This is a genomic window from Desulfosporosinus hippei DSM 8344 (assembly GCF_900100785.1).
Lineage (GTDB): Bacteria > Bacillota > Desulfitobacteriia > Desulfitobacteriales > Desulfitobacteriaceae > Desulfosporosinus > Desulfosporosinus hippei.
Genome location: NZ_FNCP01000038.1, coordinates 21055 through 34419 on the forward strand (window position 1 = coordinate 21055; position 13365 = coordinate 34419).

8 protein-coding genes are annotated in these 13365 nt (G+C 42.0%); 5 read left to right on the plus strand and 3 right to left on the minus strand.

Going from position 1 to position 13365, the window contains the following annotated elements:
• Positions 1-68 precede the first annotated feature (68 nt).
• Together BLS16_RS21285 and BLS16_RS21290 are read left to right on the plus strand one after the other, a co-directional pair.
• Entirely contained in the window at positions 69-2633 is a 2565-nt protein-coding gene (locus BLS16_RS21285; RefSeq protein ID WP_092335623.1) for a U32 family peptidase, read from the plus strand.
• Between the two features lie 41 nt (positions 2634-2674).
• Positions 2675-5038 (plus strand): endonuclease MutS2, encoded by a 2364-nt coding sequence (locus BLS16_RS21290; RefSeq protein ID WP_092335624.1) that lies wholly within the window; start codon positions 2675-2677, stop codon positions 5036-5038.
• 347 nt (positions 5039-5385) lie between these two features.
• Here BLS16_RS21290 and BLS16_RS21295 read toward each other — a convergent pair whose 3' ends face one another.
• The gene (locus tag BLS16_RS21295) at positions 5386-6072 is read right to left on the minus strand and encodes a geobacillin-26 family protein (protein ID WP_092335625.1); all 687 of its coding nucleotides are present in this window, start codon (positions 6070-6072) and stop codon (positions 5386-5388) included.
• A gap of 193 nt (positions 6073-6265) precedes the next feature.
• Here BLS16_RS21295 and BLS16_RS21300 point away from each other — a divergent pair, with 193 nt between their 5' ends.
• Entirely contained in the window at positions 6266-6826 is a 561-nt protein-coding gene (locus BLS16_RS21300; RefSeq protein WP_092335626.1) for an RNA polymerase sigma factor, read from the plus strand.
• A complete protein-coding gene (locus tag BLS16_RS21305) occupies positions 6793-7554 on the plus strand; it encodes a DUF4367 domain-containing protein (protein WP_092335627.1) in 762 nt (253 codons plus the stop codon). The genes BLS16_RS21300 and BLS16_RS21305 overlap by 34 nt, the downstream gene beginning before the upstream one ends.
• A 56-nt stretch (positions 7555-7610) precedes the next feature.
• Here the strand turns inward: BLS16_RS21305 and BLS16_RS21310 are convergent, their stop codons facing one another.
• Both BLS16_RS21310 and BLS16_RS21315 read right to left on the minus strand, forming a co-directional pair.
• Entirely contained in the window at positions 7611-8042 is a 432-nt protein-coding gene (locus BLS16_RS21310) for a hypothetical protein (protein ID WP_092335628.1), read from the minus strand.
• A gap of 336 nt (positions 8043-8378) precedes the next feature.
• Positions 8379-11036, minus strand: a complete 2658-nt coding sequence (locus tag BLS16_RS21315; RefSeq protein ID WP_092335629.1) for a transglycosylase domain-containing protein — start codon at positions 11034-11036, stop codon at positions 8379-8381.
• Positions 11037-11672: 636 nt separating this feature from the next.
• Here BLS16_RS21315 and tyrS point away from each other — a divergent pair.
• The gene (gene tyrS, locus BLS16_RS21320; protein WP_092335630.1) at positions 11673-12938 is read left to right on the plus strand and encodes a tyrosine--tRNA ligase; all 1266 of its coding nucleotides are present in this window, start codon (positions 11673-11675) and stop codon (positions 12936-12938) included.
• Positions 12939-13365: the final 427 nt, after the last annotated feature.

Here is a 13365-nt window from a genome sequence, read left to right on the forward strand (position 1 = left end):
GCCCTATGGCCTGGAAGAGAATGGGCAGTATAAGCGATGTACTTTGTAGAAATAGGTGAAATAATCACATGGATAAACTCAAGAGAAAGAAAGCCCTACCACTAGAACTTTTAGCGCCGGCAGGCAGCTATGAGGCATTTAAAGCGGCAGTAGAAAACGGTACAGATGCAGTTTATCTGGGAGGTAAAAGCTTCAGTGCCAGAGCAAGTGCAGCAAATTTTGACTTGGAAGAGTTACAGAAGGCTGTTCGCTATGCTCACGAACGGCAGGTTAAAGTGTATGTAACAGTCAATATTCTGATTAGTGATCAAGAGTTTTCGGAACTGCTGAACTATCTTTATGACTTACATGAAATTGGTGTTGATGCAGTGATTCTGCAAGATATTGGAGTTGCGGAATTAATTCATAGAATTATTCCTGAACTAGAGACCCATGCCAGTACACAAATGACGGTAAATACGAGTTGGGGTGTTCGTCACCTGGAGTCTTTGGGCTTTAGCAGAGTTGTATTGGCTCGAGAAACCTCGGCGGCTGAGATGAAGACTATCGCTGAAGGGACCGCCCTGGATTTAGAGGTATTTGTCCACGGTGCCCTGTGTATTAGTTATTCAGGTCAATGCCTGATGTCCAGCTTCATCGGCGGACGGAGCGGAAATCGCGGTACCTGTGCCCAACCTTGCCGGATGACCTATCAGCTTATCAATGACAAGAAGCAGAACCTATTAGCAGAGCAGAATATAGGGGATCACTTATTAAGTCCACGGGATCTGAATTTAGCCGAGGAGTTAGCGGAGCTAAAACGAGTTGGCATTCATTCTCTTAAAGTAGAAGGAAGAATGAAGCGGCCGGAATATGTAGCTACTGTTATTCGACTCTACAGGCAAGCCATCGATAGGATCGAGGATCAACAGGAGAGCAATGCTGTCGCCCCCTTACTAACCCCTGCAGAGCATCAGGAATTATTGCAGGTTTTCAATAGAGATTTTACCAATGGATATTTCCGGGAGAACCTGGGCGCAGAACTAATGAGCTATTCTCGCCCCAATAATCGGGGGACCCGGCTGGGCCGAGTAGCCCGCTCAGAACGTGGTCGCCTATCCATTAAATTAGAAGGCTCACTCCACCCCGGAGATGGAATAGAATTTTGGACCGGGCGTGGGCGAGAAGGGGTTACTGTTGGGCTTATTTGGGGGAATGGAATAGAGACGACTGAAGGATTGCCTGGAGAAACTGTTGAGATTGAGTTTTCCGGCATCGCCCAGCAAGGAGATAGAGTTTTTAAGACAAATGATGCTCTTCTAATGGAGAGAGCACGACATAGCTTCCAAGAGGGACGAGAACAGCGCAAAAATCCACTGACCATGCGGCTATCAGGGCATGCAGGTGAAAAATTATGCTTAGAAGTTATGGGCTCGCAGCGGAAAGTAACTGTTCATTCTGCAAGCCCGGCTCAAATGGCCATGAAAAGGCCGCTGACCTTTGATTATGCCTTCCAGCAGCTAAGCAGGTTAGGGACAACCCCTTTTTGGCTGGACAAGTTAGAAATGGAAACTGATGAGGGGATTATGCTGCCGGTAAGTGACCTGAATGAAATGCGTCGTCTGGCAATTGAAGAGTTATTAAAACAAACGCGGCAAATAGTGGATCGGCAAACCTACAGACAGAGAGTTGAGCGCTGGAAAGAGGGCCAAGCTTTTGAGAGAAATAGCTCAATTGGCCTAAAGAAAGACATTCTGCCTCAAGTCTCCGTGGCTGTTAGTGACCCGTTGACCCTGCAGGCTGCCCTGAAAGCCGGAGGAAAACGGGTATTAATTGGCGGAGAGCACTGGCGTTCCCGGCGCAGTTTTTCCCTTGAAGAAATTCGAGGCAGCTTCTTAGATTGCCGAAAACAAAAAGTAGATTGTGTTTGGCGACTTCCCCGGGTCTTAAACGAAGCTCAGAGTGAAAGCCTTCTCATAGATCTTAAAAAAGCAGCAGAGTGGGAAGTAAAGCCTAAAATCATGGTATCTAACCTCGGAGAGTTGGAAATGTTAAAGAGCATTGATCGGGAATGGCCCTTCGAAGTGGATTATTCTTTAAATGTGTTTAATGAAGGGAGTCTTGCTTACTTCAGGAAGCTAGGAGCTCAGAGAATAACCCTCTCTCCCGAATTGCACCACGAACAACTTGCCTATCTCGCGAAATGGCCAGGTACAGAGGTGATAGTCTTCGGGGATTTAGAGATGATGGTGAGTGAGTATTGCCCGGTAGGGGCAACCCTTGGAGGGAAAAAAGGGGAACGCTGTGCCAGAAATTGCACGAAAGAATCTCATTTCCTGCGTGATCGCATGAAGTATGATTTTCCTGTGGAGACAGACCAGGAGTGCCGGATGCACCTTTTTAATGTTAAGATCCTTAACCTCTATGAGGAACTTGCTCAAATTCGACGAATGGGAGTTTCAACGGTTCGCTTACAATTGACCAGACAAACACCGGCCCAAGTTCAGCAAAGTGTAAGTTTATTTAATGAAGCTTGGGATATGTTACAGGTGGCTAAAAAGGGTAAATGGACTTCGAATGATGGAATGGCTGAGTTGAGCTCAATTTTCCCAGAGGGTTTTACCAAAGGTCATTTCTTCCGGGGTGTTTTATAGTTTAGTCAGATACGTGTTTTGATTAGACAAAGGAGGAACGAATGGGAATTGATGATAAAGTCCTTCATAAGTTGGACTTTCCAAAAGTATTAGCAAGTTTAGCAGAGTACTGCATCCTACCGCGAGCCAAAGAATTAGGTATTGGTTTGAAACCTTATGTTGATTTAGAATCCGTTCGCTTGGCTTTGCAGCAAACAGAAGAAGGCAAGAATCTTCTGCGCGGAAATCCTCTGTTTTCAGTTCGCGGGGCGAAAGAAATTCGTCCCTATATAGAGCGATGCTTGCGGGGAGGGGTAATTCACGGCGAGGAACTCCTGGAAATTCGAGACACCTTACGAGTGGGGCGCAAAATCAAGCAACTCTTGCAGGATTTGCGAGATGAATTTCCGGGGCTAAGGGATATTACTTTGCCGATTGAGCCTCAAAAGCCTCTAGAGGATGAAATAACTCGTTGCATTTCTGAAGATGGAAAGGTGGCGGACAACGCCACTCCTGAATTAGCTGACTTCAGAAGAGCTATCAATAGATTGCAGAACCGGATTCGAGAAAGTTTAGAAGCAACTTTACGAAATCCAAGTTATCAGAAAATCCTGCAAGACCCCATTATTACTCAACGCTCAGATAGATATGTGATACCGGTTAAACAGGAATATCGGGCCTCATTTCCCGGTATTGTTCATGATCAATCGGCAAGTGGTGCCACCTTATTTATTGAACCAATGCCGGTAGTGCACCTAGGTAACGAATTACGTGAAGTAATCTTAAAGGAACAACGGGAAGTGCAAAGAATTCTGCAGATGCTCTCAGCTCAAATCGAAGGGCGAGGGGATGAGATAGCAGACCTGCATGAGGCTTTAGCTCAATTAGATCTTGTTATCGCAAAAGCTCACCTAAGTGTTTCCATGAACGCAGGCGCCCCTGAGTTGGTCGCCGGCCAGCAAATCAAGCTTGTTCAAGCTAGGCACCCTCTAATAAGCGGAAGGGTTGTTCCCCTTTCCTTGGAGCTGGGGATTGAATTTGACACATTAGTCATTACCGGACCCAATACCGGAGGAAAAACCGTTGCTTTAAAGGTTGTCGGGCTTATGGCAGCTATGAATCAGTCCGGTCTGCAAATTCCGGCAGAAAGTGATTCCCGCCTGGGTGTCTTCACCCAGATATTTGCCGATATTGGAGACGAACAAAGTGTTGAACAATCCTTGAGTACCTTCTCCGGACACATGAAAAATATCGTAGAGATTATTGAGCGCTCAGATGGACGATCACTGGTCTTACTCGACGAGGTTGGAGCCGGAACAGATCCGACGGAGGGGGCAGCTTTGGCAATGGGTATTTTAGCGGAGCTCCATGAACGGGGCTGCCGAACTGTATCCACCACTCACTACGGAGCCTTAAAGACTTTCGCCTATGAGACTCCCAGAGTTAAGAATGCTTCGGTAGAGTTTGACACGGAGACTTTGCGTCCTACCTATCGGCTGCTGATTGGAATCCCCGGTAAAAGTAATGCCTTTACAATTGCAGGCCGGTTAGGTTTAAGCGAGGAGGTGCTTGAAAAAGCTAATACCTTCGTAACCGAACGAGAAATGCAAGTTGCCGACCTCATTGAAAATTTAGGAGAAACTCATCGTGAGATAGAAATAGAGAAGCAGAAAGCAGAAACAGGGCGTCAAGCGGTTGAAAAGCAAACTAAAGCCTTGGAAGAAAAATCAATTCGTTTAGATGAGGAGCTTGAAATTCTAGTAGCCTTGGCTAAAGACGAAGCTAGTGAAATCATTCGTGAGGCTAAACGTGAGGCTGAAGCTATAATTGAGGAATTAAAAGCTGCTTTGAGAAAAGAAAATAAACAACAGCAAGATATTGAAAAGGCCCGCCAGGGATTTCGTAAAATATCGTCCAAGCTGGATCAAGGCAGGCAGGTTAAGCGGTCGGGCAGCGAATTGTCAGCAGATCAGATTATGCTGGGGCAAACGGTTTATATGACCAAGCTTAGACAGAAGGGACAAGTTATTAAGCTTCCCAATTCTAATGGCGAAGTTCTTATTCAGGCAGGTATCATGAAAGTTATGGTACCCCTCACTGAACTAAAATTAGCCCAAGAGGAAAAGAAAGCAACGCCCAGATATTCTCGTCAAATGGGTATTGGGGTTCGAAAGGCCGAGGAAATCCGAAGTGAGATTGATTTAAGAGGTATGCTGGTGGAAGAGGGAAGAGAAGCCTTAGACAAATATATGGATGATGCTGTACTCGGCGGAATCGGTTTGATCTACGTTATTCATGGCAAAGGAACGGGAGCTATGCGAACGGGGATCCAAGATTTTCTAAAGGGACACCCTCATGTACGGAGTTTCAGATTAGGAGAGTATGGCGAAGGGGATTCCGGAGTAACGGTTGTTGAGTTGAAGTAGCTATAAGGGGCGATTCAATAATTAATGGTTATTTTGATGGTTCCGTAAAAGGTGCTCAACGCCCTAAACCATTGCTTTATATCTAGGAGGGACACAATAACCACACTTTTTGTAAAAGGTGTGGTTATTGATTATGGCTATAATCGGCTATTTAATTACTAAAGTGTATATCGCAACACTAAACCAACTTAAGCATCCTAAGCTGACCATAATAGCTAAAGATAGAGCTGTTCTTTTCTGATCTGGATGATACAGATAGTATCTATACAAACTTATACAAGTCAGTATCATTACAAATATAGGCGCAATTATCATAGTCATTTTAGGTAAGATTTTAATCATGTTTTTTAAGCTCTATCCCAGTAAAAATCAACATCATCTTGGTAGCTCCAAGCATCCCATAATTTATTCGCACACGTAATGGAACCCCCAAGAGCTGTTACAGCACCTATAACAGCACCTATTCCTGTAGGGGCGGTAAGGGTTCCTACCACAGCTCCACAAATAGCAACTCCCCCTGCTGTAATTGCAGCATTTTCAGACCTAACCATATTGTCTACCGCTGCTTTAAAGTTATATAAGACAGTACTGTCTGAGGTACGATACTTTGATTCTTCGTCACTATTTTCGATAAGCCATGTGGTATTAGTAACATAATAGCTACCATCAAAAAACATACCAAAATTGGAATATGAACTAGAAGCCGCAGCAGTATTGATTTCATTTGCCTTAGAGTTTAGTTTCAATTTTGCAACGGTATTTTTGCTTTTGCCAGTATGCATATCTGTTTCTACTGTCGTTAATTCATTTGCCTTTTTGTCATAAGTTACAACATATGTTTTTTCTTTATCCTCGGTAACCTTTACTGTTTTAAGAGAATCATTATCAGCTAAAACCTCAGTCGTAATAGTATTCCCATCAATAATTCTTACATCAATATTGTTTTTAGAATTTGATGCAAAACAAGGAACTGTAAACACAAACATCATACATAGCGTCAGGAACAAGCTTAGAATTTTAAATATTATTTTCATAAAAGCCCCACCTTCCTAAATTTTGTTAAGCCCCATTTTTCCTAAACCCTGTTTCGGTCCTCCCCGCTAAACAAAATGTGGTAACTAACCTATAGAGAGCTAAAATATTGTAAAAGGTTACATAGTATTGTTTTTTTTTCAAAAAAGGTTTTTTTATTTATTCCTTGAATTCCCATTATAAGGGGGGAATAAGTTGTTGTTATCTGAAAGAGATTTAGATGTTTTTGAAATTCTTGTCAAGCAAAACTATGAAAAAGTATTTAAAACCATATATTTCTATACTAAGGATAAATATTTAACGGAAGATGCGGTTCAACAGGCGTTCATCATAGCCTATAAAAAATTAAATCAACTAAAGTCTAAGGATAAATTTGAATCATGGGTTACATCCATTGCCCTAAATGAGGCAAAACATATTTTAAAGAATAAAATTAATAAAAAGATTACTATTATAAACGATTTTCACATAGAAACGCTTTCATATAGTGAAGAAGATAATATTGATCTCAAAGGCGATATAGATAATGCTTTAAATAAATTAAAGCATAAAGATAACGAAATTTTAGTATTAAGGTATTATGCTGACTTAACCTTGCAGCAAATATCTGATTTATTAGACATTAGCCTATCAAATACCAAAGTAAGATTACATAGGGCAAAGGAAGCATTTAGAAAACTAATGAATCAAGAAATTAATCAAAATCAGGAGGTGGAGGTTCAATGGCCTTATCAGAAAAAGAACTTGAGCGAATAATTAAAGGTCATTTATCAAAGGAGTTAGATGAGGCTATTGAGGTTCCAAATATAGATGATCAGTGGCAGAAGATAAAGCAGCAGATATTAGATTCAGAAAGTATCCCAACAACAGAAAAACCTTTCTCAAAGCAAAAAAGAATCGTTGTAGCCGCAACAATCCTCATTTCAATCGGTTCAATAAATTTCCTATATCCTCATAATGCAAATGCTTTGGGGGGGAAGATAAGTGAGTTTTTTAACTATATAGTCGGTAAAACCACACATAATAAAATCATGACCTATAAACAAGATAATCAGCCTGGTACTCCGAAAGTACAGGATATAGGGGATATTACCGAAAAGGAAGCTACTTTAGAAGAAGCCCGAGCGTCTGTTCCTTTTAAGTTAGCCACTCCGAGTTACCTCCCCAATGAAACTAATATAAGGAGAGTTATCCTTGCCTCCCAAGGGAAAGATGTTTGTCAGATTACTATTGAATACAATCTAAAAGAAAACGTAATTGTTTTTAGCCAACAAATCAGTGCTAATGGAATTTCACATGGAACATTGTATGATACGGACGATACTGTAACAAAGGATATGTCAGTTAACGGTAGTCCTGCTACCTTATTTATGAGTAAGAACGGTATTAATACTCTCAATTGGCAAACAAGGGGCCTGCTGCTTCAAATTAAGGGAAAGATAAACGAAGAAGAAATTTGTAATATTGCTAACTCTATTAGATAAAATGAAAAAGAATAAGCCTTGGCGTCAATGATTGAGTGCAAGGCTTATTCTTTTAGTTATTGAATATATATAGAATCCGAGTAAGACTGACCGCCCTCGTTCATACCACCATCCAATGATGAGTGTTGGGCAACTACTCTATAATTGTATCCTCTCGATACGCCAATTACCTTTCCCCCATAAACGTAATCTGTGCTGTATTTATTGTAACTATAATTACTTAACGTGGTCCATTTTCCTCCAGAATAACACTGTAGACTCAATTTTAGTCCAATTTCATCGACTGCGTAGTAGGTTGAAGTTGACCCAGTAATCTTTATTGTACCATCCCCGTTGTCTACAATACTGCATTGGCCGTCTGAGATAGTTTGGAAGGCGGCGGGACGTATAACCCCGCTTGAGCTGGGTCTGGACGCTATAGCTCCTAACGCTACTTGGGTACTTAATAACATGATTACGGTTAAAAGTATGGGTATAAGTTTTTTCATTAGATATTTCTCCTTTCTCTATTATTCTAAAATGTAGAGTGAAAAAAGGGGGTTAAAGGTTACAAATTTTTAAAAAAAATTAGTGAATATTACCCAGGAAATCAATTTGGAACGATGGCTCATTATAACCTGGATTATTGAATAAATTCTGGCGATGTATTTTCTATTATTCTACTCCAATTAAAGTAAACCCCCGGAGGTCACGCAGTTGACACGAATATCCTTTCCCACTTAAGAAAAATAAAACGACAAAAAGCAAAGTACTTGAGTTAATCATTTAGTTCAAAATTAAAAGGAGAGCATTGCTCTCCTTTTAATTATTCAAAGGACTTATTGTTAGTCTGTTAAAATTAATTTAACGGTATTAGAGGATGGTCCCACATCGGACTTCTTAGGATCTTTATAAGAAGCGCGGAAGTAATAGGAACCAGGAGTAGGAGCTTTATCATTTATGGCGAGTGAAAAGGAGAGAGCCCCCTTAGGATTTGAAATCGGTATACTTCCGATAGGCTGGCCGGGGCGTTGGATGTGAATAATTACGGAATACTTTTCGTTTCCCGGAGGGTCAGAGATAGGGATTGTGACACGAGAAGTTTTGGCATCATAATTAACCTCTCCAAGTACCGGGGTCGGAAGGGAAGTGTCTGGAGGGAGCTCATTCTCTGGAGGGACAAGGGCTGAATCGAGTATGGGATCAATCACTGTATTATTTGGGGCAGTTTCAGTCGGTGGCTTATAGGGGACCTCGTTTGATGGCCAGGTCCATGAAGGATCACGATTGGGTAAATTCAAAAAGGTTTTAGTAATAGTATTATGGGAACCTGGAGATGCCAACATATTAGGATTATCTGCGTTTACTTCTTTTTGAATCCAGACTTCACTGACCTTGGTAGGCAAATCTCCTTGGGCGGCTATTTCCGTTGCGACGAATTCTGAAGGAGTCAAACTGCTGGGAAGAAGTCCGGACTTAGTATCGAAGGAGCCGCTCACGATTCCGGATGGCTGCTCAAATTGTGTTTGGACTGGCAGGTCCTTAAGAGCGGCCGTCATAACTTTCTTCCAGATTTGAGCGGGAAAGCTGCCGCCATAGACACTGCGTAAATAATAGGGGCCGGGAGTTCCGTTTTTATCCAGGTCCGGGTTAGAGTCATATCCCATCCAGACAACTCCTGCATAGTTCGGAGTATATCCAGCAAACCAAGCATCTGTATTTCCGGTTCTATTTTTGAGATTATCCGGTAAGGAGGAAGTTCCTGTCTTACCCGCTACTGCCCAATTTCCAATCTGAGCGCTGACTCCGGTACCGCTGGTTACAACACTGCGTAGCATGCTGTTAACAATATAGGCAGTGGTTTCCTTCATAACACGGTTTTTGGTTATTTTAGGGGTGATTACAGTGTTACCTTTGGCGTCTTCGACTTTCACAATAGCATGATCAGAAACGCTAACACCGTTGTTGGCATAAACCCCGTAAGCTGCTGCCATGTCCTTAGTACTTACATGGGTAGTTCCTAAAGCGAGGCTTAAAACACGATCTTCAGGTTCAAGTGGCAGTCCCAGATTGTTCTTACCAAATGCCCAACCATAGTCCACTCCAATAAGATCCAGTAGTTTTACAGCATAGATATTAACGGATTGTTCCACCGCATGTCGCATGGTAATAAGGCCCTTCCAGCCTTTAGTTGCTGTATCGAAGTTAGTTGGAGTCCAGGCTTTTCCGTTTCCTCCGTTATAACTTACGGGCATGTCATCAAGAACTGTACCGGGGAAATAGCCACCCTTTTCAATAGCCGGACCGTAAACAACTAATGGTTTTATCGTAGATCCTGGCTGGCGCTTTGATTGCCAGGCTCTGTTTAATCCCCGGGGGGTATAATTCCGTCCGCCGACCATTGCTTGAATTTCTCCGGTTGAAGGTTCAACGACTGTTAAGGCACCTTCGACCTTCGTGTTATTAATACCTTGTGGGAAATTGGCTGAGTCAGCAAAGGCATCCTCGGCAGCAGTTTGGATCTTAGGATTTACGGTTGTATAAATACGCAAACCGCCACTAAAAATTTGATCCGGAGTTAAATTATAGTTCGTTTCCAGTTCCTCAATAACATAATCCACAAAGTAGGGGAACTTATAACTAACAGAAGCTACTTCTGTTTTTTGAGCGCCTCCGCGGCTTTCTTTCATCGCCTCCACATAGGTGAAAGGAGCATCTTTTTCTTGATCATACTCCTGAGAGGTGATAATCCCGGCATCCCGCATTACCCCGAGGACGGTAGTCCGTCGAGCCTTGGCACTATCGGGATGAATATAGGGATTGTACTGACTTGGGGCCTGTGGTAAGCCCGCCAATAAAGCAACTTCTGCAGGGGTTAATTTGTCAAGATCCTTACCAAAATAAGTTTTGGCCGCGGCTTGGATACCGAAGGAAGATTCGCCCAGGAAGATTCTGTTTAAGTAAAAGGTTAGAATTTCTTCTTTGGTATATTCTCGCTCCAGTTGGATAGCTAGAATGGCCTCCTGAATTTTACGCGTAAATCGTTTCTCCGTAGGGTTTGCTATAAAGGCGTTTCTAGCAAGCTGAATTGTGATAGTGCTGGCACCTTCTTTAGTACTCCTGGTTCGAATATCATTCAATGCTGAGCCAACAATACGAATAGGATCCACACCGAAATGTTGCTCAAAGCGCCGGTCTTCAACCGCTATGAATGTCTTTTTAACAAGGTCGGGAATTTGTGCATACTCAACAGTTTGGCGATTTTCATAGCCGTGTAATACTGCAAATTCAACACCATCCTTATCATAGACATGCGAGGATTGCTTGGTGTCATTTAGTAACGAGGGATTCCATTTTGGGGTTCCGGCCGCTGCAACTACCACGAAAATTGCTAAGCCTGCTATAATAAGTGAAATAAAGGACGTGATTGACAAAAAAATAATTCTGCGTTTTGAATAGCGCTTCTTACGCTGAGGCCTCCTTGGATTATTAGCTGATGGCATTAAGTCAACCTCCCAAAAATTAAAAAATGAGGAGTGGACACTATTAAATTTCCTTGAATTATATCATACTTTTACAGTTGCAAGGAAACTCAAATAATTAATAGGAGAATAATGGAATATATGTAATCCTAATTCCTAGATTTCCTAGCGTAAATAAGGACACCGACGCGGCAAAATAAGCTTACCAAAACTTCGGTGATACTGTAGTGAAGCTGCCAAAAAACTTAAGCCTTGGAAACCTAAATAAGGTTCTTTAGAGTTGTTAGTTGCGGGGAAGGTGAAGAAATTGTATAATATATCAAATTAGTCTATGTATACATTATTAATGGTATGATTGAGAACAAACTTGGTGGAAGGTAACAGAGAGTCGGTGTTAGGTGCAAACCGACCTGGAAACTAAGAGATACGCCTCAGGACTAGAGCTTAAAAAACTCTCGGGTTCAGCCCGTTAGCGCTGATAGAGCTGGATTCCGCGCAGAGCGGATTCAATGTGGGTGGTACCGCGGAAGTGTTTTCGTCCCTCAACCTTGTGTTGAGGGATTTCCTTATTTCTAAGCCTAATTATCTTTGGACTTAGTAATAAGGATATAAGATACTAATCGTGCCATATTAACTACTATAGAAGGGAGACTAAGTATGGACATTTTTCAAGAATTAAAGGATCGAGGATTAATCTATCAACACACAGACGAGAATGCATTGCGTAACCGATTATCAAGTGGGCCGATGGCGTTGTATTGTGGATTCGATCCCACTGCGGATAGTTTGCATATTGGGCACTTGCTTCCACTTTTGGTCTTAAGAAGATTTCAACTTGCCGGGCATAAGTCAATTGCCTTAGTAGGAGGAGGAACAGGGCTGATTGGCGATCCAAGCGGCAAAGCCTCCGAACGAACATTGAACCCCAAAGAGATTGTTGAGCAATGGGCACAAAAGATTAAGAATCAATTTGGCCGGTTCTTAGATTTTGAAACCGGGGACAATCCTGCGATATTGGCCAACAATTATGATTGGCTGGGCTCACTTCAAGTGATTGAATTTCTCAGAGATATCGGCAAATACTTCCCTCTGGGGGCTATGCTGGCCAAAGATTCAGTTGAATCCCGTCTGAGCAAAGGGATATCCTTCACGGAGTTTAGCTATATGATTCTGCAATCCTATGATTACTTAAAGCTTAACGAAATGTACGGATGTGAGATGCAGATCGGCGGAAGTGACCAATGGGGTAACATTACCGCCGGAATCGAATTAATTCGTCGGACTGCTGTTCAAGAAAAGGAAATGCACGGACTGACTCTGCCTCTTGTCACCAAGAGTGACGGAACCAAATTCGGGAAGACCGAGGGAGGAGCAGTTTGGCTAGATCCAGAAAAAATGTCTCCCTACAAATTCTATCAGTTCTGGTTGAATACAGATGATAAAGATGTGGTTAAGTTCTTGAACTATTTCACCTTTATTTCTATAGAAGAGATCAATGAACTTGCCCAAGGTGTGGAAAAGGAACCTGAAAAGAGAAATGCTCAACGGGCTTTGGCAAAGGATGTAACAAAGTTAGTTCACGGACAGGAGGCCCTCGAGCGAGCTGAAAAGATCACGGCTGCGCTTTTTGGAGGAGGGTTAGGAAATCTGACTGCCCTAGAAATTGAGGAAGGCTTTAGTGATGTGCCCTCCGCAACGATCCAATCCCCAGAGACCAGTTTAGTTGATGCATTAGTCCAAGTAGGAGCGGTTTCTTCAAAACGCCAGGCTCGAGAGTCTATTGAGAGTGGGGCTATCTATATTAACGATATTCGCCATAGCATTGTTGATTCAGCAGTTTCACAGCTAGAGAGATTAGATCAGAAGTATCTGGTTATTCGTCGAGGTAAGAAAAACTACTATCTCATTAAGTTTGAAGAATAAATAATGTAACCGTATTATAAAAGTACCGAACTGCTGATAATACTATGCGGTTCGGTACTTAAACCATTAATTTATCACCTCATGGTCAAATAGGGTTATGTCACCTTTGACAACTGCAATTGAGGATTATTATAATCCTTGAAAATTTACTCGAAAAACGGTTGACAATGTAATAATTAGATGGTAGTATATCGAAGTGCCGCAAAAATAACTGCTAATTTAAAGACGATATTACAGTTAATTCCACGGTCGATGAAATTAAGGTGTTGACAACATAAGTTGGAAATGCTAAGATAACATTCCGGCCCAAACGGGTCAAAACAAAACCATGGTCTTTGAAAACTAAACAACAAGGACAGCCAATGAGAGAAACTCGCAAGAGTTTCAAAATAAATCATGAGTCAATCATCTTCTTCTAATGAGAAGT

Coding starts and splice junctions, on each gene's coding strand:
- BLS16_RS21290 (WP_092335624.1), top strand. CDS start 2,675: ATGGGAATTGATGATAAAGTCCTTCATAAGTTGGACTTTCCAAAAGTA.
- BLS16_RS21285 (WP_092335623.1), top strand. CDS start 69: ATGGATAAACTCAAGAGAAAGAAAGCCCTACCACTAGAACTTTTAGCG.
- tyrS (WP_092335630.1), top strand. CDS start 11,673: ATGGACATTTTTCAAGAATTAAAGGATCGAGGATTAATCTATCAACAC.
- BLS16_RS21315 (WP_092335629.1), bottom strand. CDS start 11,036: ATGCCATCAGCTAATAATCCAAGGAGGCCTCAGCGTAAGAAGCGCTAT.
- BLS16_RS21305 (WP_092335627.1), top strand. CDS start 6,793: ATGGCCTTATCAGAAAAAGAACTTGAGCGAATAATTAAAGGTCATTTA.
- BLS16_RS21295 (WP_092335625.1), bottom strand. CDS start 6,072: ATGAAAATAATATTTAAAATTCTAAGCTTGTTCCTGACGCTATGTATG.
- BLS16_RS21310 (WP_092335628.1), bottom strand. CDS start 8,042: ATGAAAAAACTTATACCCATACTTTTAACCGTAATCATGTTATTAAGT.